Here is a 21,554-nt window from a genome sequence, read left to right as displayed (position 1 = left end):
GGTTAATATAGCTGGTATATTAGCTGTATTAGCGCTAATACAGCTAATATACCAGCTATTTCTTGTTATCAGTATATTTATTGAGATCAGCTTAATTATTACTTTCAGCATTTATAGGCTATGATGATCAATACCGTTAGATTGAAGTGCTGGAAACAGCTTTATCAGAACCTATATATATCAGCCCGGCTACCAGTATGGCCGGGCTTTTTTGTTCCTCCCATTGTAATCTGTTCATAAGGCGTGTATGTTTGGTTAAATTTTAAAACCTAAATCGAAACGCCTTTTCAATGTCTAATTTTCGTTTCAAAGCCCTTGAGGTTGCTCAAACTCGCCACGCCGTACCGGTAGCCGCACCAACTGAGCGCGTCGGCGATTTTTTTGGTAGTTACACCTTCAACAGTGAAGTGATGCGGGCCTTGCTGTCGCCCGAAGCGTATCTGAAAGTTACGGAAGCGATTAATACCAATGGTCAGATCGACCGGAACATCGCCGATGAAGTGGCGGGCGCCATGAAATCTTGGGCCACGTCGAAAGGCGCTACACACTATACCCACTGGTTTCAGCCGTTGACCGGCGAAACTGCCGAAAAACACGATGCCTTCTTTGATATCACAGTAGAGGGGAAAGCTGTTGAGAAATTTAAAGGAAGTGCCCTCGTGCAGCAGGAGCCCGATGCGTCGTCGTTCCCGAACGGCGGTCTTCGTAATACCTTCGAAGCGCGCGGGTATACCGGCTGGGACCCGTCGTCGCCCGCTTTTTTGATGGACAATGGGGCCGGGGGCAAAACCCTGTGCATTCCCTCCGTCTTTATCTCCTATACCGGCGAAGCACTGGATTACAAAACGCCACTGCTCAAAGCCCTGAATGCGCTGGACAAAGCCGCCACGGCCGTTTGTCAGTATTTCGACCGGAACATTACCAAAGTAACTCCAACACTCGGACCTGAGCAGGAGTATTTCGTCGTTGACCGGGCGTTGTTCTATGCCCGGCCTGATTTAGTGTTGGCGGGTCGTACCGTATTCGGGCACGCACCCGCCCGTGGGCAACAACTGGAAGACCATTACTTTGGGTCGATTCCTCCACGTGTCAATGCGTTTATGGTCGACTTTGAGTTCGAATCCATGAAACTCGGTATGCCCGTCCGAACCCGGCATAACGAAGTGGCTCCGGGTCAGTTTGAAGTAGCACCAACGTTTGAGGAGGTCAACCTGGCCGTCGACCACAACGCGCTGCTGATGGATTTGATGGAAAAAATTTCCGAGAAGCATAACCTGAAAGTGCTTTTTCACGAAAAACCATTCGCCGGTGTCAACGGCTCCGGTAAGCACAACAACTGGTCGATGGGAACCAATACGGGCGTGAATCTGCTGGCTCCCAGCACCAAGCCAAAAGAAAGTCTGCGGTTTTTGACGTTCCTGGTCAATGTTGTCAAGGCTGTTCACGACAATGCCGATTTACTGCGGGCCAGTATTGCCTCGGCCGGGAATGAGCACCGCCTTGGGGCAAATGAAGCACCGCCCGCCATCGTGTCCGTATTCCTGGGCGAAGCACTGACCCAGACCCTGAATGATCTGGAAACGAAGTCGGAAGTAACGGTCAACAAGGGCGATAATGTGTATTACAAACTGGGCCTGAACCGGATCCCAAGCCTGATGCGCGACAATACCGACCGTAACCGAACATCGCCATTTGCCTTTACTGGTAATAAATTTGAGTTCCGGGCCGTAGGGAGTTCGGCGAACTCGGCGTCGACCATGACGGTTTTGAATGCGATTGTGGCCGATCAGCTACATAAATTCAAATTTGATCTCGATGCCCGTCTGGCACGGGGCGAAAAGAAAGAACTCGCGATTGTCGACATCCTGAAAGACTACTACGCCAACTCAAAAAGAATTCTCTTCGAAGGAAACGGATATTCTGATGAGTGGGTGGAAGAAGCCGCCAACCGGGGACTGTCGAACATCAAGTCGTCGCCGGAAGCGTTGGGCGTGTTTGTACAGCCCGAATCATTGGCTCTGTTCGAACGGACGGGCGTCATGAACCATGCCGAAGTGGAGTCACGCTACGAAATTGAACTGGAGAAGTACATCAAAAATGTGCAGATCGAGTCGCGCGTGATGGGCGATCTGGCCATGAATCACGTGGTATCGACCGCTCTGAAATACCAGAACAAGCTGGCCGAAACGGCCCGCAATCTGGTGGAGTTGGGCATGACGGCCGAAGCCGAACCGATCAAGGATATCCTGCGCGAAATTTCGACCCGCGTCATTGTCATCAAAAAAGGGGTAGAAGCCATGATCGAGTCGCGCAAGAAAGCCAACAATGTGACCGATACCCGCGAACGCGCCAAACTATACGCTACTGAAGTAAAGAACCACTTCGATCCGATCCGCTATGAAGTGGACAAACTCGAAGAAGTGGTCGATGATGAAGACTGGCCATTGGTGAAGTACCGGGAATTGCTCTTTGTGAAGTAAATCAGGACTTTTTAAGAGAACACGGGGTTATGGGCTATATCTTCAGGCATAGCTCGTAACCCCGTGTTTATAAAAGGTTGAATCACCTTTCCCGTAAAATCAATTACTTAATGGAAATTCCGCAGGGCCGTCCGTCGGTTCAGACAATACTAGAAGAACTTACGGCTTTTCCCCACCGGGGAGCCGCCACCGCTAATGAAGGCAAAGCCGCTGAGTTATTGCAGGGCTACCTTTCCGATATGGGTGCTGTGGTTCGAAAAGAGCCATTTGATACCCCCAAAACGTATGCTACCATTGTTTATTGGCTTACTGGGGGCTTGTTGACCGGGCTGGCGTTGATTCCGGTAACGGGGGTAGCTATCGGGTTAGTCTGGTATTTTATCTGGCTGGGCTGGCTCTACTTCAACTGGCGGTATTCGTTCATCACCCGGTTCCCGGTGCAGCATACGGCCTATAACGTAATCGGTCGCTGGCCCGCTGCGGGGGCAACAGCCCGGAAGATTATTCTAATGGCGCATTACGATACCGCGCCGATATCCAGGCTCTATAGCCCCAAAAAACAGGCTGGCTTCCGATTATCACTTATTGTATCGTTATGGCTCATGCTGCTGGCCGGAGTTACTTCGTTGCTGGAAGTTGCGGGAATTGGGCGGTCTTATATTTCGTACCTGCGGTATGCTCTGATGGCCTACTTTGTCGTTCAGGCGATAATGAGCACCCTGGGCTATTGGCTCAAAGGCTATTCGAACGGGGCCAGCGATAACGCAACGGGCGTTGCTGCCGCTCTCGCTACCGCCGATCAACTCCGACAGGCTAATTTGCCCGATATGAGTATTGAGGTCGTCTTGACCAGTGCCGAAGAAGTAGGTATGATCGGCGCTTATCAGTATGTGGAAGCACACCGGAAAAAGTGGAACCGGTCGCAGACAATCGCCATAAACTTCGATACCCTCGGTGCGGGTAAGCTCACCGTTGTAGAACAAACCGGCACCGCCGAACTGATCCGGTATGATAATGCGCCCACCCGAATAGCCCGTCAGCTACTTAAAACCGAAGCTTTCCGGGATCGGGCGCAGGTAGGGGAGTGGCATACCGCCGACTTCGATAGTGTCTGGTTTGTCCGAAACAAAATTCCCGTGCTGGCACTCTGCGCCTTGGATGAAAGCGGCCAAATGCCCCGTATTCACCAACCGAGCGATACACTGATCAATGTGGACTTGACCCCTGTTTACACCGCTATCGAGCTGGCCGAAGCCGTTGTCCGGGAATGGGCGCAGGATGGCCAAAACTGAACGGTTGGTTATTGAAATCAGCAAAATCAGTTGATCGATTTTGCTGATTTCTTCATTTCATACTGTCGCCCATAAATATACCGTAACGAAGCACCAAAGCCCCAGCCAGTGCCATTGGCAACGACTGTTGCAGTCTGTAAGGACGTTTTATTGACGGTATACGCCAGGTCGGAGCGGAGCGCATTGCCCAATCCCCAGTACTTACGCATATAGAACCCAAGTTCGAGTTGCGGAGATAACCGGGCTGCATACTCAACCCCCAATTCTGCAAGCCCTGTAATACTCTTCGACACGGTTGTGGTGTTGGTCAGTCGGATCGTATCCGATCGGTTGCGTCCCCGGTACGTGTACCCGATCAGGCTGAACTCGCCCATCTGGCCGCTGCCGTTGGGAACAAGCCAGGCTCCTCCGGTAAGCCAGAAACCAGTGCCATTAGCTGCCCGGGACCCTAGGCCGATACGCCGTTTTATCCGGAACGGAATGCCAAATCCGGTATTTTGATAGTTGAAAACCAGTGGGTTCGAGCCGTTTGCAATCCGGATATTCAGGTGTGTTGGCGACTGCATGTAGCCGGTTTCCAAAGTCCACGCGTTTCGGTAGGTGTACCCAAGGTAAACGCCCCAGTTCACTTTCGTCTGCGTAGGCGTGGTCACTAACTGGTCGAGGGAGTTGCTGAGGATACTACCATCAGTGCGCCAGCCACCCTCGGCCCCGACATACCAGGTTTGGACCTCATCGAGCTGTTTGAGTAATTCGCGCCGTTTATCAGCCCGCCGACCGGCATTCGATGTGTTCTGGTCGGCGTCTGCCATCAGTACCCGCCGACGCACAACGGGCGGTGGGGCGTAGTAATTTGTATCGATCACAACCTCCTGAGCCTGCGCCGACACCGATAAGGCGACCAGAAAAGAAAGAAGCGAGATGTGTTTCATTGGTAGTGAATGGTTTGACGGAAAACTAGACAAAGTTATACGGACAGATACGCAGATGATACGGCCGATGTTGCTGCACCCTGAAATTCATTTGTATAGGGCAGCAGACTACACCTACAAATAGACTCGGTTGAATGATTAACTAAATAAATTGCTGAATAAAGGATAGTTAGCCGTAGGGTTTTCAAACGAATGTCGTTTAAGGATATAAACCCATCTTATATGAAAAAGCTACTATTCATTCTCGCCATATCCGTACTGACCCTGCAAGGTTGTACTCAACCAAGTGAGTCTGTAGAGGCAGCCGTGGCCGCTGGTTCTGCCCGGCCCGAACTGGCCTCGTACAATTACCTGGTTGAACTGCCAGCGCACATTCAACAGGCGCTGGTGGCTACGGACAACAGTCCGGCCAATAACCCCATAACGAATGATGGCGCTACTTTGGGACGGGTGCTTTTTTATGATAAAAACCTGTCGCTGAATCGGACAGTTAGCTGCGGTAGCTGTCACAAGCAAGCCAGTGCTTTTGATGATGACGTTGCCTTGAGTAAAGGGTTTGCCAACGCCCGAACAACGCGTAACTCAATGTCACTGCTGAATTTACGTTTTTACAAATCGGGGCGAATGTTCTGGGATGAACGCGTGCCTACCGTTGAGAAGCAAGCCCTTCAGCCCATTCAGAATTCGCTGGAAATGGGCCTGACGCTGACCGAGCTCGAAAGCCGGGTCAAGTCACTCACCTACTATCCGGATTTATTTCAAAAGGCGTTTGGTAGCCCGGTAATTGACTCGGTACGGATTGCCAAAGCACTGGCGCAGTTTGAGCGGTCCATTGTTTCCTATCAATCGAAATACGACAAGGTAAAACAGGGTTTGGAAACTTTCACGGCCGCTGAAGCGCGTGGAGAGCAGATTTTCCTGACCGCGCCCAATGCGGGTCCGGGAGGAGGGGGTATTTCCTGCGCGGGCTGCCACACGCCCCCCATGTTTATTACGTCGACACCCGCCGGAGGCTTTGCTTTTCCACTGGAATCGGGCATCAATGGACAAAATCGCTTTAAAAGCGGGTCATTGCGGAACATCGCTACCCGAAAGTTTCTATTTCACGCAGGAACAATAACCGACTTAAATGCCATGTTCACCGGCCCACAGCCCGTCCCTGCGCATGGCGTCCCTCCCCAGGATGTGGCGGCCATGATCGCCTTCCTGAACACGCTGACCGATACCGCCATCACCCAGGACCCTAAGTACGCCGATCCCTTCCGGTAATACCTCAGGCTGTCCGTGTGCTCGGATAGTCGCTGATCAACGGTATGCTGATATGGTTTCTGATTTAGAAATAGTAGCTTTGTCCCATGGCAAATTATAAGAATGAAGGGTTCGACCCTGAGGAAATCAGCGCGCTCAAAGAAGAGTGCCTCCAGGAAGGCAAGTCGTTTATCTATGTAGAAGATGACGATCTGGACGTACTGGAAGAAGGCGAATGCCGCCACATTCAGTTTCCCGGAAAATACCAGGGCCAGGAGGTTATTTTCGATACACTGGTCTACACGCTACGGCTTCACCATAGCAGCTTGGTCTATGAAATGGCCGTTGAGGAAGTACAGAAAACCTTCCCAACCTACGTGCCGCCCGAAGAGCGTAAACCCAATTATAAAATTACGCCCGAACTGGAAGAAGAGGCCGAAACGGCTCTGACCGAGATTATCGAAGAAATCGAAGAAACAGAGACGGTTAAGGTGCAGGAACACGTTGAAGTCGACATGGATTCCGATTATGGCATTGCGCTCGACGTATGCCTGAACGTTGAAGAAATAACGGACGAGGTGATCGAAGACTTTATCGCCCATTTTCAGGCAAACACCCTTTCATTAGATACCACCCTTTATTCGTTTTCCAGCGCCGAAGACGAAGAATAACGTATTCGTTAAGCATGTAGCGTGTATAGTAAAGAATAGAAGGACGTTCCTGTATTCTTTACTATACACGCTACATGCTTAACTCCTAACCACCAAATTATGCAACAGCCGGACTCACTTAACCAGGTTGCGGAGTTCCACCGTACCTTTCATGCTCCTATTTTAGACGCTCCCCAGATTCCATCCGAAGCGCGTAGTCAACTGCGGGTTTCGTTGCTTGCCGAAGAACTGGATGAACTTCGTGAGGCCATCGCCGAGGGCGACATTGTAGCCGTTGCCGATGCCCTTTGCGATTTACAGTATGTGCTGTCGGGCGCGGTGCTTGAATTCGGGCTTGGCGATTCGTTCAAAGCCCTGTTCGACGAGGTACAACGGTCGAATATGAGCAAAGCCTGCCTGACCGTTGAGGAAGCGGAGGCCACCGTAGCCCAGTATCAGGCCAAAGGGGTGCCCTGCCACTACATCGAATCGGATGGTAAATACCTGGTGTATCGCGACGCCGACCGTAAAACGCTCAAAAGTGTAAATTACTCCCCCGCCGATCTGGAGGGAATACTCCAGAACGTTCAGTAAGCGATTTGCAGTACACAACGCCAACCCGTAACCGAAATACAAAAAGAATTGAATGGAGAATCATCAACTTTCTGAACGTCAACCCAGTGTGGTCGAGCGTTTTTTGCGCTACGTCCGGATAGACACCCAGTCGGACCCGCAGTCGGCGACGAATCCGAGTACCGAAAAGCAAAAAGACCTCAGCCGTGTATTGGTGCACGAACTGCTCGATATGGGCATCACCGATGCCGAAATGGATGAGTGGGGCTATGTATACGCCACCATTCCGGCCAATTCAGACAAGCCGAACATACCCACAATTTGCTTCTGCTCGCACGTCGACACATCGCCCGACGTGACCGGTGCCGGGGTAAAACCCATCATTCACCGGCAATGGAATGGCAATGACATTATCCTGCCGGATGACACAACCCAGATTATCCGCGTAGCCGATCATCCTGATCTGACCAGTCAGGTTGGCAACGACATCATTACCGCCAGTGGTACAACCCTGCTGGGGGCGGATAATAAAGCCGGACTAGCCGAAATTATGGCCGCTACTGAATATTTAGTTGCACATCCGGACATAAAACACGGCCGTATCCGGTTGCTGTTTACGCCCGATGAAGAAGTAGGGCGCGGTACCGAAAAGGTGGATATTCAAAAGCTCGGGGCCGATTTTGGCTACACCATCGACGGAGAATCGCTGGGTACGCTGGAAGATGAAACCTTCTCTGCCGATGCCGTAAAGATCACCATTCAGGGCGTCAGCACACACCCTGGCTTTGCCAAAGGCAAACTCGAAAACGCACTGAAGATTGCCGCCGATGTGCTGGCTGTTTTACCCAAAGATGCGCTGTCGCCCGAAACGACGGACGAAAAAGAAGGATTCGTGCATCCCACCCGCCTGGAAGGCAATCAGGACAACGCCGTTCTGGAGTTTATCATCCGCGATTTTACCGAAGTGGGTTTGCATGAAAAAGAAACCTACCTGCAAAATCAGTTGAATGATGTGCTGGCCAGTTACCCCGGCTCGTCGGCGCAGTTTGTCGTGAAAGAGCAGTACCGCAACATGAAAGACGTGCTGGACCAGCACCCGGCGGTAGTCGACAATGCACTGGAAGCCATTCGACGGGCGGGGCTTTCGGCCCGACGACGCAGTATTCGGGGTGGTACAGATGGGTCGAGACTGTCGTTTATGGGCTTGCCCTGCCCGAACATTTTTGCTGGTGAACACGCCTTCCACTCACGACAGGAATGGGTGTCGGTGCAGGATATGCAGAAAGCCGTTGAGGTGATAGTCAACGTGGCCCAGGTGTGGGAAGAGCGGAGCTAAGGCTGTTTTCATTCCAACATATCAAGAAACAATCCATTGATTCCGTGGGTTAAAGGGGAATTAAACTCAACGCACATGGAAACTCAACTTGAACTGGATGCGCCGGTGGATACCGGCGGTAAAACGCCCTATGATGTTACTGCCGATGTAGCGGGCATTAAAACACTGTTCGTCAATGTATTTTTTATCGGTACGCCCGGCCACGGCAACCATTGGGTGTTGGTGGATGCAGGTTTTATGGGCTACGCCAGCCAGATAAAAAAGCGGGCAGAAGAGTTATTCGGCCCCGGTACCAAGCCAGATGCCATTATCCTGACGCACGGCCATGCCGACCATGTCGGCTCATTAAAAGCGCTGCTCAAAGACTGGGATGTGCCCGTCTACGCCCACAAACTTGAATTGCCGTTTTTACAGGGTAAATCGAGCTATCCGCCACCAGATCCTGCCATTGGCGGGGGTGGCATGTCGTATATGTCGTGGGTGTTTCCCATTGGGCCAATGGATTTTGGTGACCAGATCAAAGCACTTCCCGACGATGGGAAGATTCCTGAACTACCCGATTGGCGGGCGATCCACACGCCGGGACACGCACCGGGCCACATTTCCCTGTTTCGGGACAAAGACCGAACGCTCATTGCGGGCGATGCCTTTGTGACGACAAACCAGAACGCCATTACGGCGGTAGCTACCCAACGCGAGGAGTTTCATGGTCCACCGGCCTATTTCACCTGCGACTGGCAAGCGGCCAAACAGTCGGTACAGAAGTTGAACAACCTGAATCCGGCAGCTGCTGGCACGGGTCATGGTGTATCGGTGCGGGGACTCGATTTGAGTATGGGCCTGAATAAGCTGGCGCACGAATTCGAAGCCCGTTCCATTCCGTCAGAAGGTCGGTACGTGAAGCAGGCGGCCATTACCGATGAAAATGGCATTGTGGATATGCCCGCACCAACCTCCTTCCACGTAGCCCGGGCAATCGGTCTGGGAATTTTGACCGGCGTGATTGGCTATGCGATTTGGTCAGTGGTGAAACAGAACGACTAACCGAAAGTACACGAAACAAAAAGCCTTGCTGATGCAGGGCTTTTTGTTTTTAAATCCTTTTTGCTCTTCAGGCTATGTATCAAACGTCATTGTGTACTTACTTTTGAGAAAAAGAATAGTCTATGGCTCAGAAAAAGCCTAAATTTTATGTTGTCTGGCAGGGCCGTAAGCCGGGAGTTTACGACAGCTGGGACGAAGCCAAAACCCAGACAGACGGATTTGCCAAACCCCTGTTTAAGTCGTTCGATAGCAAACCCGCTGCCCTGAAAGCGTTTAAGGAAAAGCCACATGTCCACATCGGGCAGGCACCAAAAGTAACGGGTAAGCAGGGGAAATTAACCGAATTGGTGGGCTTACCGATTCAGGATAGCCTGGTGGTCGATGCCGCCTGGAACACGGCTACCGGTGATATGGAATACCAGGGGATTTATCTGGCAACAAAGCAGAAGCTTTTCTTAATGGGTCCTTACGCAGATGGGACAAATAACATCGGCGAGTTTCTGGCCATTGTTCATGCGTTGGCGTTGCTGCATCAAAAGAATAGCAACATCCCCGTTTATTCCGATTCGCGAACGGCTATTGGCTGGGTAACGAAGAAAAAAGCCAATACCAAACTCGAGGAAACCTCCCGTAACGCCGAACTCTTCGAACTGCTGGAGCGAGCCGAAACCTGGCTCAAAACGCACCGTTTCGCCAATCCCGTTTTGAAGTGGGAGACCACCGTCTGGGGCGAGAATCCGGCCGATTTTGGGCGAAAGTAGGACCGGAATTTTAACAAGATTTGACCGATTTGCACGATTATCCGATTGGTATTGGACTCAGTAGTTTAATTTTCCTGGTTAACGTGAATAAGGGCCGCGTAGCGACGGTCGGCCGTTGCCGTTGGATGTTTGTAGCAACCATGAGTCATCCCGAATTTTGAGTTAAGTCGTCAGCCTCATCGGAGACTAGTAAAGGTGGGCATGCGGTGGTCGTTGGGCATAGTCTGTGACTATGTCCGGGTGTTATCCGGTCTCTGACCGGTGTATCAGGTTGGTCATCTACGCCGGTCAGAGACCGGATAACACCCGGACATAGTCACAGACTATGCCGAGCCACTAGCTAAATCCATAACGCAAGGTATATTCAGCAGCCCAGACTAAAATTCGGGATGACTCATGTTGCTGCAAACATCTCGTGCCTACAGCACTTAAAGGCCTGAAATTTAGTCACGTTAATCCGTTATTCACGTTACTTAACGGATTTGAATGGTGTCGTTTACACCCAACCCCCAATACCCATAGGACACCGTAGCCTGCTTTGAACCAGCTGGGAGCTTGTAACGCGCCGTGAAAACACCCGAATCGGGGGCGGTTTCCTGAACGGGTACCTGAAAGGGAGCGTTACCATCGAGGCTCACCAATACCCAGCCTGCTTCGGCTTTGGCAGGGTCCTGATTCAGGGCTGCGGTTAGTTCGAGAGTGACGGACTGCCCGGCTTTCCCGTTGCGTAACGGCTTCTTCCCGGCGGCATCCAGTACCCGGATTTTCTGCGTACCCAAAGGGGCAAACGTGAGGGTGGCCATCCAGCCTCGATTCGAGATTGCCCAGCCTTCGGTAGCATAGGCATTCTGACCAATGTGGTCGCCTTGTCCGGCCGTCGATTCGTTCGCTGTCATCAACTTGCCTGGCCGGGGAAACTGGGCATCGAGTGGTGTACCGTCGAGTGTGCCGCGCACCTTGCCGAGCATGCCGTAACCATTAGGGTGCGCCCTGGGCCAGCCATTTTCGACCCCTGCCCAGTAGCCATTGATAGCCAGCCGTTCCGGACTTTTGTTGCTCAGGTGTGCCCCGATGGGATTGAGGCCAAATACAAAGTTCACCTGCGACCAGCCAATGTTGCGTAACTCGCGGTCGCCCAGCAGATGCGCCACGGCAAACATCGAACCACCCAGGGCCGGAGCACCGCCCAACTCTTTGGTGCGGGGATGTGCCCATTCGGTTTCGCTGTGAACCCGGTACTGCCAGAAATTGGCGGTTTTCTGCTTCATATGGTCGCGCCAGGCCATGAGTTTTTCGCGGGTACCTTCGGGAGCTTTGTCGGGCGCAACGAGTAGAAAGAACGCCAGTGCCTGCGGGGTAATGTGCTCGGCGTTCCGAATCCACCACATGTGACGGGGATTGTTAAAATCCCAGTTTTTGATGATGTCTTCGGCGCTTTCCTGCGCCCAGCGGAGGTACTGGTCGGGCTGGCCGTCGGCGTCTTCTTTCTCAGCAAGGTACATGAACAGGTTGCTGAACACCGACTGCCCGAAGGCGTTACCCATTTCGTTGAACTCCTGAAAGCCTTCATCCACCCATTTCGTACTTTGTGTCCAGTGCCGAACGACTTTATGCCGGTCGTAGGCCTGCCAGCGTTTCCGGCACTCGTTGCGGTAGTTCAGGTAGGTTTGCCGGGGTAGGTAGGGTTTTAGAAAACTGTGGTAGCCTGCACATACGGCCGCCAGTTGGTCGAGCGTGTTCCAGTAGTCGTAGTTCATCCGGGGCTGACCTTCGTAGCCGAGGGTGCCGTGCCGATTGGCTACCGGGCCGTTGTAGTCCACATGATGGTAAGCAAACTCGCCATGCCAGAGAATAAGGTCGATCAGGTCGGCGGTTTTTTTGTCGCCGAGTTCCGTTGTCCAGCGCTCGAACAGCGCCGGGTTAGATGCGTAGAAGAGCGTTTCGAAGGTTGTTTCCAGTCCATATGAGCCCTGATCGCGGGAGGGTCCACCACCGTATACCTTTGCTTCGTTCGAATGTACCGGGTCTTCGGAGCCGCGAACATCCACAAAAAAATCATAGGCCAGTTTCGAGGAAATCCCTTCGATCAGGTGGTCGGCAATACGAAACGGCACACTCGGTTTCCGGCCTTTTAGGGTTACTACGTACTCTACGCGGGCGTCTTTGGGGTTGAAACTGGAAAAGTCGCCCGCGCGGTTCATAATTTTCCCGTTAAAGACAATGGCTTTATCCGATTGCCGGATGAGCTGGAACGGGCTGCCATCGGGGGCTTCGTAGCAGACAAACCGTTTGGCTTCCCCTCGGTTATAACCCGCCTGATTGACCAGCGGCACCGCCAGCGGATTAGTCTGAGCCATCGACCTGTGGCCCAGGAAAAAGCAGAGGAGCAGCAACGTTGTTCTGATGTTTATCATAGGGGAGAGGGGTCTATCGAGCGGCTCATTCATAGCACCGGATTTCCAGCAACGAAGCGGGGGCCAGTCCATTCATGGCGCTGAGGTGTAGGCTCAGGCTTCTGGTCTCCACCGGTTTGTTAAACCGGATAATCTGCTGGCTGAGGTAGTTGCCCGTCTGCTCGTAAATGCGCTCGTTGCGGTCGTTGCACAGGACAAAGTCCCGGACACAGAACGGCATCGCTGTTTCGGGGTGGGTCATCAGCACCGACTCCAGCGGGTGGTCGAAATCGGCATCAAAGTGCAACACGACTTCCCGAATCAGTTTGAGACTATCCCACTGTATGGTAAGGGTCGGATTCGTATCCCAAGGGTCAGCTACCCACGCATTCGGCTGATGGGTAGGCCGCTGAATGCCGTTACGGATATTTTCTACCGCAAACGGGCGTAGTGCCGGCTCGATCAGGAGGGCAATATTATGCCCATCCGGACGGCGTTCGGGTGTCCAGAATTCAAATGCATCGACACCAATATCGTTGGTAGGTTCCTGCCTGCCGTAGTTCGATACCGCCGGGTTGGTTTTGTTGAACACGGATAACAGTCCTGTTACGCGCAACTGGCTTCCCTGCACGGAAACAGCTTCATTTTCCCCAAAACAGATAAAGGCATAAGTCGTGTCGGTCATTAACGCATCGAAATGCAGACTGACGGACTGTTGACCGCTATGCAGGGCAATTTGTTTGGTTTCCAGCGTTATATCGGGCGTGTGATTCTCGGGGCGGCTGCTTCGACGGAGTTCAACGGTAAGGCTGGTGTCGTGAGTGGCCGTGGCCCAAAACGTCAGTTCAGGAACAGGTCCGGGTGTAAGCGGCAGCATTTGTGCCGCCGAATGACGCAGGGGAATGAGTGGGCCATCGGGCGGTAATTCGCTTAGCGTCAGTTTGCTGGATGCTGACAGGCGACCCTGGTGAACCAGATTCTGTTCGTCGTGTAACCGAAGGCCGGGAATGTGGTGGCCTGTCTTCATCAATTCCGTTTGCAGCGTTTTTAGCTTCTCGCCGGTGAGGTCTGCCGGACGTACCTGCTGCCGGGTACAAACGGCTGCGGCCATGCCCACGGCCTGCCCCACGTAGGCGCTCGTGCCCATCACCCGCGACGAGCCAAAAGCCACGTGCGACGCGCTGATGATGCGACCCGCCAGAAAGAGGTTCCCGACATTTCGGCTGTACAGGCACCGGTACGGAATCTGGTAAATGCCTTTGCTGTGCCACTGATTGCAGCCCGGCTTTTCGCTGAACACCCCATCGGCCGGGTGCAGATCAATCGACCAGCCGCCATACGCCACCGCGTCGGCGTGGGTGCGCTGCTCTACAATATCAGCCTGGGTCAGCATGTAATCGCCCTCAAACCGGCGGCTCTCGCGTTTACCGGGAATCTGCCCGACCCATTCGAGGGTCAGGTTTTGGGCCTCGGGAAACTGCCCCGAATTTTTGATGTGGTTCCAGACGCCATAAACCACTTTCCAGAGTTCCCACTTGATGGTTTCGGTATCATGAACGGTGTCCAAGCGTCCGCCATATTCGATCCACCACAGCCGACATCCGTAGTCGTTGACGTTGAACGAGCGAAAACGGGGTATTTTGGTGATGTCCTGCAAGGCATAGGCGGGTGGCACAAACCGAACCGGCTTCCCAGTATCTTTCGAGTAGAAATACATGGAGTGGCCCAGCAATTCGCCGTAATCAGCGGAGGGGGCGAATTTCTCGCCGAACTCTTCCCTCGATTCGGCCCCCATTCGGAAAGCCGCACCCGCCTGAAAAGCCATGATGCCATCGCCGGAGGCATCGCAGAAAAGGGGGGCGGTCAATTCATAGGTCGTACTGTTTTGCGAGCAGAAAGCGCTCACCGATTTGATGCGGTTACTGGTTTCTGCCCCGCTGTCCGAGTCCATCTCTACCGAATAAACGGCCGTGTTCAGCAGCAGGGTAATATTGGGTTCGGAAACGACTTTTTCGAGCAGAATGGTATCGTAAATGAGGGCGTTGCCTTCGGGGTTGCGGTACAGATTTTCGAGCAGGATTTCGTCGATGGCACCCCCTTCTCGGGCCCAGCGGTTGTTGTTGCCCATGTGGGAGGTGGCACCCAGCACCCAGAGCCGCACTTCGCTGGAGGAGTTGCCGCCCAGCACCGGCCGGTCCTGCACCAGCAGCACCCGAGTGCCCGCCCGGGCCGCTGTCAGCGCACAGCAGACGCCGGATAGCCCCCCGCCAACAACCAGCAGATCGGCTTCGTGGCGAATACTTTTAAGTGTTCGTTTATCAGTTGCTTGCTCGCGTATCATTCGTTGGATCAATCGTTTGGGTAAGAATTGAAAAGCCGGTTGGTTTGATGACCTCTACCGTCAGGGTCTTGTCGAAACCACGTACCGGGAACGTGAAGTTGGCCTGTTGACCCGGCTGTAAATCGGGAATAGACAGCAGCGTCTTATCCACTTTCAGATGGTACTTTTTAAGGGCGTAGGCAGGGAAGTCGGCACGGGCGGTAACCCGGAGGGTGACGGTATGGACGCCCTCAGTGCCTTTTGTCCAGCTCACTTTTTCAACGGTAACAGGTGCCATGCCGGTCTGGTGTGCCTTGTAAAGCAACCGTTTCGAGCGGTCACCCCGAACCAGCCCCCACGGGCGGGTGCCGTCCGGGTTGGTGCCGTCGTGCCGACTCAGGTAATCGTTGAACGACCACCACGACGCACCCACCACATAGGGCAGCGGTCGAATGTCGGCCAGGAATTTCTCGATGTGCGTTACCTGACCGGCTTCGCCCTCTCTTCCATCGGCCCGCGTGCCGTATTCACTCACGAAAATCGGCTTGTCGGGGTAGAGCGAGTGAATGTGTTTCAGGATATTGGCGTGGTTGCCATAGGTGTTGGTCGAGATGAAGTCGCAGTACTGGCTGGCTTCATCTTCCGGTTTTTTGGGCAGGGCATTTAATCGCATGGATGCGAAGGTGTACAGACGGGTAGGGTCGAGTTCGCGAGCGTAGGCAATCATATCTTTGGTCCATCGCTGGCCCGCTGGTTGCTCGGACAGGTATTCGTTGCCCACGCTGTAGGCAATCACGCTGGGATGATTCCAGTCGCGCTCGGCCATCTCGCGAAACTGCTGCCGGAATTTGGTGCGCATGGTGTCGTTGTCCATTTGCCGGGGCGTAAGCTGCCAGTTGCCCGCTTCGCTGATAATCAGCATCCCGTTGCGGTCGGCCCAGTCGTATACGGTTTCGGACGGCGTGTAGTGGGTGAGCCGATGCAGCTCCATGCCCGCTTCTTTCATCAGGCGCATGTCTTTCTCCACCAGCCAGTCGGGTTCCAGTGAGCCCAGTCCTGCGTGGTCAACAACACGATTGCCACCCGCTACCTTAATCGGTTGCCCGTTCAGCAGCAGTTGGGCGTTGCGAACTTCTACTTTCCGAATCCCGAAATGTGTCCGAACGGTGTCGGTGGCGGCAATTACCTGAAGGTCGTACAAGGTAGGCTGGTCGATGCTCCAGAGCTTCACATCGGCGGGCTTGAGGATTGTTTCCGCTTCCAGCACAACCGTTTGGCCAGCGGCAACAGAACCCGTCGACTGCTTCCAGGTCAAGCCAATGGGTTTGCCATTCTGCTCTACCCGGAAGGCCAGTTTTGGCGTAATGGCCTGCTTTCCTGCATTCCGAATGCGTGTTTTTAGCGTCAGGGTTGCGGTGCCTTTCGTTAGATCGGGCATGGCTTCTACCTTCATGTTCTCTACGTATACCTCCGGCTCAACGGTCAGGTAAACGGGCCGGATCAGGCCCCCGTAGTTGAGCCAGCCCGGAAACGATTCGGGCAGGTTATTGTCCTTAGCACCCGGTATGGTCGTTGTTTTCCAGGTATTGTTGTTAACCGAAATAGCGATGGTGTTCAACGCGCCATTGGCCGATTCCGGTTGAAGGAAGTCAGTAATGTCAAAGTGAAACGGCGTGTAGCCACCTTCATGCGTCCCGACTTTCCGGTTGTTTATCCAGACCGACGTTTCGTAGTAAGCCGCGTCGAAATGAAGAATAACGCGTTTGCCAGTGGTGGGTTGAAAGGGGAATGTCCGGCGGTACCAGGCCGTTCCGGTGTAAAACTGAAAGCGGGGATCGACCGAGAAACAGTGCGGTACCGTAACCTTTTCCCACCGATTGAGGGACGCATCGTCACGGTACCAGTTGCCCCGCTGGCCCGCGTCGACGGGGTCGAGGGTAAACCGCCACTCGCCATGCAACGGAATAGCGTTCGGGTCGCGGATGGTGTATTGGGCAAAGCCGGGGAGTGTACAGAGCGTGAGCAGTACAAGAAGAAGTCGTTGATGCATAAGTGGGTTAAGCTAAGTTTAGGGGTGATTAACTTCCCGGATCAGTGCAGGTTCGGGCTGTACCTGAATGCGGAGGGCGGCAACCCACGAAAAGGCAGCCCCGCCCAAAATAAAGATGGCAATGATCGCCGTTACGCCCGCCCCCTGCGCCGTGAGCAGGCTGAGTCCCAGCAGCATGAGCGCCGTGAAGGCCAGCGCACCCGCAATCACTTTCAGGCCAAATCGGTTTTGCCGCCGGGTTTCCAGTGCCTCCGAAGCGGCCTCTTCTGAGGAAATCACGGGCGTATCGGCTTTTTCCTGCACATACCGGAGGTAATCAGCACTGACGGTGCCCTGGCGCGAGGCCAGCCATTCTGCCAGCGCCAGCAGTAAGATAGGTACGCCCATACCCATCACCATTTCTTCGGCCCGGCTCAGTTTGATACCGGCCAGTACCGGAAGAATTAGTTTAAAAACCAGATTCAGGCCAAGTGTCGAACAGGTTATCCATAAGGTGGTGCGGCCCGTTTGTCGCTTGGAAAACAGTGCCCAGATCGCCGGTGCCAACAGGGGGCCACCGGTTACGGCCCCAATACTGAGCACCACTTCGACAATTCCACCCACATAAGGCACCAGCAGCGCAATGCCAATCATGCCCAGACCGAACCCCCATGACGACAGCCGGGCTACCCGAATAAGCTGCCGGTCGGTGGCTCCGGGGTTGATGATGCCTTTATAAATATCGTTCGTAAAGACCGCCGACACCACATTAAGGGCGGTGTTGGCACTGGCCGACGTAGAGAAGTACATGCCCGTGAGCATCAACCCGAGCAGTCCGGGGGGTAACACCAGTCGGCAGATTTCGAGGTACGCATTCTCCGTGTCGAGCCCCACCAGCGACGGGTTAATGGCCTTGTAGATCATGGGCGGCATCATCCAGATAATCGGGCTGACGAGGTAGAGTCCGGCAAACAGAAACGCTACTTTCCGGGCCGACTTTGGGCTGTCGACGCTGGTGTACCGCTGCACAAAGGTCCAGTTTCCGCCAATGTAGGCGATGTGGTAAAAGATAAATGCCAGCACGAACCCGAAGGTGTACTCACCATTAAGCGGTTCAAAAAAGGTAGCGGGTACTTTCTGGGTAAACGCTTCAAATCCACCCACTTTATCAAACGCCAGCGGCATCAGGATAAACACCGCTGCTGATAGCACCACAAACTGGAGAATGTCGGTCACCATAACCGCCCACAACCCGCCAACGGCGGTGTAAGCAATCATGAAAATACCCAGGCCAATGGTGGTGGGTACCAGCGGCAGGTTGAGCGACACGCTCACCAGTTTGGCCACCGGATACAGCACCGACCCTTTGATGAAGATGCTGACGAGGGTAAAAATAAAAATATAAGTTTTCTGGACGGGTAGGCCCAGGCGTTTGCGAATGAACTCGGCGGCCGTAAGAGCACCCGTTTTTTTCCAGCGGGGAGCCAGCCAAAGGCCGGTAAAAATGGCCCCAATGCACATGGTCCACTGGATGGTAATGGCTACCCAGCCGTATTTGTAGGCAATGCTTCCCCAGGCCACGAACGTACCCGCCGAGAAAAAGCTCATGAACAGCGAGAGACCGCCAATAAACCAGGGCACCGCTTCGCCCCCGGCAAAGAACGATTTGAGGTTACGACCGGTACGGGCAAACAACATGCCGATGACCAGCACAAAGGCCGAAAAAATAACAATAACGGCCGTATCGATGGTTGTATTCATAACTGAAACCCTGTCAAAAAAATATCCTTTAGTTTAACGCTACTTCAAGCACTTGCTGCCCAAAACCCGGCAGGTCGAGCAGGATGTCTCCCGTAGGAACAGCCTGCTTTGTGGGTAGCCAGTGGGCCGTTGTGATGGTCTTCTGAATAACGGCCGGGTTCAGTTTTACCGTTGTCTTTGTGGCCTGCGCCCGATTGTTCTGCAAAACGATGTACAGCTTTTTCTGATCGGCAGAGCGAGCCAGGATGTAGTCGATAACCGGGCTGTCGGGCTGCACCAGCCCTTCCTGAATGAGCAGACTGGCCGGTTGACCATACACAGAGCCTGCCCTGAAGCCGTACGTCTGGTGCGGGCCAACCTTCGGCGTAACGAACCCACGCGGAAAGGTCACCTTCCCCGCCGAGCGTAGTTCGGCTTCGGCCATCAGGTAGTCGGTGAGCCAGCCAATCTGCCACCAGGCGTGGTGCGGGTACGGCCCCGAGCCTTTATTCATCCGTTCCCAGTAATACGACGCCACACTCGTTTTCGGGTCGACAAACGCATCCCGGCCGATGGCTCCCGCGCGTGCCATGTCCGCAAAAATTGGTTCTTTCGTGAGTTGATACATGCGAATGAACAAACCCGCGTGGCTACACAACTGAATGGGTCCCAGCCGCGTGGCCGAGCCGAAAATGCCGCCATGTTCAAAACTTAAGCCTGTCTGACTAATTTCCCAATCCTCACGTGGGATACCGTTCGCCGTTTTTTGGGTATGACTGGCAATGGGGTGCGTGTAGATTGAGGTCGTGTATATTTTAGCTGCCGTAATGGCCGCCCGCTGATAGCGAATGTCGTTTGTCAGGTCATAGAGATCCAGCAAGGCCTGCGCCGACTGCCCCGTTGCAAAATCGGGGGCGTATCGGGCATCGCCACACACACCCAGAAAGTTACCCGTTTCGACCGCGTTTTTGATGAACCAATCGGCTCCTTTCCGGGCGGCAGTCAGGTATTTCGGGTCTTTCAGGATTCGGTAGGCAACAATCAGGCCGTAGAACGTGGGACGCACATCCTGAACATCGGTAAAGATCTCCTGTTCAGTGTTCCGGTCGTAGGCCACCGCCCAGCGTCCATCCGGTTTCTGCCAGGTCAGCAATCGGTCGGCACCCATTCGCAGCCGCGCTTTGAGTTCTGTATTAGCCGGGTCGAAAAGGAGCATGTTGCCCATGTCGAGTGTGGTGTAGTACGTCAGGCCAATGGGTTCCACGACGGAGCCCCACTCCTCCACGAACTTCTTTGACTTCGCCAGATAATACTGTCCCTCGGGTGCACCTTTGAAGAAACTGCTGCCGGTTTCCTGCTGGGCCAGCTTGAAGTTTTCGGCGTAGGGTAACACGTTTTCGGTCAGTAACGGGTCGTTGGTGGCGTTGGCGAGCATCCACATGGCCCCGTAGTCGGAGTTTTTCATGGCATCTTTATCGGAGCCGACAACGCCACCCAGATACGACTGCGCGCCAAGCTTTTTACCCTCAAACTCCTCGATGTTCCACAGCGACGTTTTGGGGTCGGTGAGGTAGTGGTGCATCTTCTGGATACGGTTGGTGAGCGATTGGGTCGACTGCCGCAACGCGAGCGTTTGCCGGAATTGATAGATATCGTACACGGCATGGTTGAGCGCTTTGAACCAGTCGCCATCCGTCAGGCTGTACCGAAACGTATACTGAATGCTTCCGCCGGTTTGCAGGCTGGATTTTGGCTCACCCAGAACGGGGTAATACAACGTTGGCGACAATTGGGCCTTTCGGTTCATGTGCGACAACCCAATTTCCCAGTCCGTCTGGGTGCTTTTATCCACGGCCCAGGGGTCGCGGGAGAGGCCCGGCTCCGGTATAACCGAGATGGTAACGCCGTTCTTCGTGGTCACCATGGGGCAAAGCGTACTGGCGCATCGCTCGCGATAAACGGCCGGAATCGTCGGAATGCCGTGCCCATAGGCGTAGGCCAGCGCGAAATTCGGCTGGAGTTTATTGCCTTGGAAATAGCCCGGAATGGTTGCCCAGGATAGATTCTGCTCAGAAACTTGGAACAGGGTCGGACTGGCCAGTGAGAAGTACCCTGCCTTTTTTGCGGTGACGGTCTGTTTTACAATAATGTCGGACGGAAACTTAGGATCGAATGTCCAGACCGTGCTAACCGTGGCTGCGTCTGTCTCCTGCCGAAACGACAGGCTATTCGGGCTCGTCTGTTTCGCTTCTTTCGGAAAAAAATACATCGATTTTCCGGCCTTATTCAGCGAAACAGGATTGGTACTTTCGGCCCACTGTTTCTGCTGGTAATGGTATTTTTCGGAGGGAAACGGCTGTCCCGTAATATCCGTAAAGGTCGTGTCGGGCTTCTCTGAAGGCTTCTCGGCGGCATACAGCAGCGTATTCTCACCAGAGGGCGCTGGCAGGTTCACCCAGCTCGCGCCTTTCCGCACGGCCAGCTGACCAATAGTCCAGCCGGTCGGGGTATTTTTCCAGACGATCCTGACGCGGTCGTTCGCCAGCGATACGGGCTGGGTCGATTGGGCCCGCACCGTGAGCCAGCCAATACTTAAAAGTGATATTTTCCAGATAAAACGCATTGAGTGAGTGGTTTAATCGTACCCACGGACTTCAGTCCGTGTTTCGTATTAAATAGTACTAAAGAAAACACGGGCTAAAGCCCATGGGTACGTTACTTTCAGGCCGGGTTATGCTTCAGTTTGAGTTTGGTAA

At 53.7% G+C, this 21,554-nt stretch carries 14 protein-coding genes; 8 read left to right on the top strand and 6 right to left on the bottom strand.

The annotated features are described in order from the left end of the window. Nucleotides 1-290: 290 nt before the first annotated feature. On the top strand, nucleotides 291-2,480 hold the full coding sequence (locus tag CRO74_RS10150) for a glutamine synthetase III family protein (RefSeq protein ID WP_097125824.1): 2,190 nt from the start codon (nucleotides 291-293) through the stop codon (nucleotides 2,478-2,480). Nucleotides 2,481-2,590: 110 nt separating this feature from the next. Then, entirely contained in the window at nucleotides 2,591-3,772 is a 1,182-nt protein-coding gene (locus CRO74_RS10145; RefSeq protein WP_097125823.1) for a M28 family metallopeptidase, read from the top strand. 26 nt (nucleotides 3,773-3,798) lie between these two features. On the opposite strand, the gene CRO74_RS10140 is transcribed toward CRO74_RS10145, so the two are convergent. Further along, entirely contained in the window at nucleotides 3,799-4,704 is a 906-nt protein-coding gene (locus tag CRO74_RS10140; RefSeq protein ID WP_097125822.1) for a hypothetical protein, read from the bottom strand. A gap of 222 nt (nucleotides 4,705-4,926) precedes the next feature. Between CRO74_RS10140 and CRO74_RS10135 the strand changes: the two genes are divergently transcribed. From CRO74_RS10135 to CRO74_RS10110, 6 genes are all read left to right on the top strand, one after another. Further along, on the top strand, nucleotides 4,927-5,973 hold the full coding sequence (locus tag CRO74_RS10135) for a cytochrome-c peroxidase (RefSeq protein WP_179830158.1): 1,047 nt from the start codon (nucleotides 4,927-4,929) through the stop codon (nucleotides 5,971-5,973). An 86-nt stretch (nucleotides 5,974-6,059) separates the two neighbouring features. Next, nucleotides 6,060-6,623: a hypothetical protein gene (locus tag CRO74_RS10130; RefSeq protein ID WP_097125820.1), complete on the top strand. Its 564-nt coding sequence runs from the start codon at nucleotides 6,060-6,062 to the stop codon at nucleotides 6,621-6,623. A 99-nt stretch (nucleotides 6,624-6,722) separates the two neighbouring features. Then, complete coding sequence (locus tag CRO74_RS10125) at nucleotides 6,723-7,196, top strand: pyrophosphohydrolase domain-containing protein (protein ID WP_097125819.1); 474 nt, start codon at nucleotides 6,723-6,725, stop codon at nucleotides 7,194-7,196. Between the two features lie 52 nt (nucleotides 7,197-7,248). Further along, nucleotides 7,249-8,511: a peptidase T gene (pepT, locus tag CRO74_RS10120; protein WP_097125818.1), complete on the top strand. Its 1,263-nt coding sequence runs from the start codon at nucleotides 7,249-7,251 to the stop codon at nucleotides 8,509-8,511. 75 nt (nucleotides 8,512-8,586) lie between these two features. Continuing rightward, nucleotides 8,587-9,555, top strand: a complete 969-nt coding sequence (locus tag CRO74_RS10115) for an MBL fold metallo-hydrolase (RefSeq protein ID WP_097125817.1) — start codon at nucleotides 8,587-8,589, stop codon at nucleotides 9,553-9,555. Between the two features lie 122 nt (nucleotides 9,556-9,677). Then, nucleotides 9,678-10,316, top strand: a complete 639-nt coding sequence (locus CRO74_RS10110; protein ID WP_097125816.1) for a ribonuclease H1 domain-containing protein — start codon at nucleotides 9,678-9,680, stop codon at nucleotides 10,314-10,316. Between the two features lie 473 nt (nucleotides 10,317-10,789). Here CRO74_RS10110 and CRO74_RS10105 read toward each other — a convergent pair whose 3' ends face one another. Genes CRO74_RS10105 through CRO74_RS10085 form a run of 5 tightly spaced genes read right to left on the bottom strand, consistent with a single transcriptional unit; the run spans nucleotide 10,790 to nucleotide 21,421 of the window. Then, the gene (locus tag CRO74_RS10105; protein WP_097125815.1) at nucleotides 10,790-12,730 is read right to left on the bottom strand and encodes an early set domain-containing protein; all 1,941 of its coding nucleotides are present in this window, start codon (nucleotides 12,728-12,730) and stop codon (nucleotides 10,790-10,792) included. A 25-nt stretch (nucleotides 12,731-12,755) separates the two neighbouring features. Further along, nucleotides 12,756-15,050, bottom strand: a complete 2,295-nt coding sequence (locus CRO74_RS10100; RefSeq protein ID WP_097125814.1) for an FAD-dependent oxidoreductase — start codon at nucleotides 15,048-15,050, stop codon at nucleotides 12,756-12,758. Further along, nucleotides 15,028-17,079, bottom strand: a complete 2,052-nt coding sequence (locus CRO74_RS10095) for a glycoside hydrolase family 2 protein (protein WP_097125813.1) — start codon at nucleotides 17,077-17,079, stop codon at nucleotides 15,028-15,030. The genes CRO74_RS10100 and CRO74_RS10095 overlap by 23 nt, the downstream gene beginning before the upstream one ends. A gap of 18 nt (nucleotides 17,080-17,097) precedes the next feature. Continuing rightward, nucleotides 17,098-18,819 (bottom strand): sodium:solute symporter family protein, encoded by a 1,722-nt coding sequence (locus CRO74_RS10090; RefSeq protein ID WP_097125812.1) that lies wholly within the window; start codon nucleotides 18,817-18,819, stop codon nucleotides 17,098-17,100. 28 nt (nucleotides 18,820-18,847) lie between these two features. Further along, on the bottom strand, nucleotides 18,848-21,421 hold the full coding sequence (locus CRO74_RS10085) for a glycoside hydrolase family protein (protein WP_097125811.1): 2,574 nt from the start codon (nucleotides 21,419-21,421) through the stop codon (nucleotides 18,848-18,850). Nucleotides 21,422-21,554: the final 133 nt, after the last annotated feature.

This window comes from Spirosoma fluviale (assembly GCF_900230225.1).
GTDB classification, from domain to species: Bacteria; Bacteroidota; Bacteroidia; order Cytophagales; family Spirosomataceae; genus Spirosoma; species Spirosoma fluviale.
Note: the sequence above shows the minus strand (reverse complement) of the source record. Positions and strands in the feature narration are given on the sequence as shown.

Bases quoted from the DNA above. Each gene is read 5' to 3' on its own strand.
- CRO74_RS10135 (WP_179830158.1), top strand. From the start codon at position 4,927: ATGAAAAAGCTACTATTCATTCTCGCCATATCCGTACTGACCCTGCAA.
- CRO74_RS10110 (WP_097125816.1), top strand. From the start codon at position 9,678: ATGGCTCAGAAAAAGCCTAAATTTTATGTTGTCTGGCAGGGCCGTAAG.
- CRO74_RS10125 (WP_097125819.1), top strand. From the start codon at position 6,723: ATGCAACAGCCGGACTCACTTAACCAGGTTGCGGAGTTCCACCGTACC.
- CRO74_RS10105 (WP_097125815.1), bottom strand. From the start codon at position 12,730: ATGATAAACATCAGAACAACGTTGCTGCTCCTCTGCTTTTTCCTGGGC.
- CRO74_RS10140 (WP_097125822.1), bottom strand. From the start codon at position 4,704: ATGAAACACATCTCGCTTCTTTCTTTTCTGGTCGCCTTATCGGTGTCG.
- CRO74_RS10145 (WP_097125823.1), top strand. From the start codon at position 2,591: ATGGAAATTCCGCAGGGCCGTCCGTCGGTTCAGACAATACTAGAAGAA.
- CRO74_RS10130 (WP_097125820.1), top strand. From the start codon at position 6,060: ATGGCAAATTATAAGAATGAAGGGTTCGACCCTGAGGAAATCAGCGCG.
- CRO74_RS10085 (WP_097125811.1), bottom strand. From the start codon at position 21,421: ATGCGTTTTATCTGGAAAATATCACTTTTAAGTATTGGCTGGCTCACG.
- CRO74_RS10100 (WP_097125814.1), bottom strand. From the start codon at position 15,050: ATGATACGCGAGCAAGCAACTGATAAACGAACACTTAAAAGTATTCGC.
- CRO74_RS10090 (WP_097125812.1), bottom strand. From the start codon at position 18,819: ATGAATACAACCATCGATACGGCCGTTATTGTTATTTTTTCGGCCTTT.
- CRO74_RS10095 (WP_097125813.1), bottom strand. From the start codon at position 17,079: ATGCATCAACGACTTCTTCTTGTACTGCTCACGCTCTGTACACTCCCC.
- pepT (WP_097125818.1), top strand. From the start codon at position 7,249: ATGGAGAATCATCAACTTTCTGAACGTCAACCCAGTGTGGTCGAGCGT.
- CRO74_RS10150 (WP_097125824.1), top strand. From the start codon at position 291: ATGTCTAATTTTCGTTTCAAAGCCCTTGAGGTTGCTCAAACTCGCCAC.
- CRO74_RS10115 (WP_097125817.1), top strand. From the start codon at position 8,587: ATGGAAACTCAACTTGAACTGGATGCGCCGGTGGATACCGGCGGTAAA.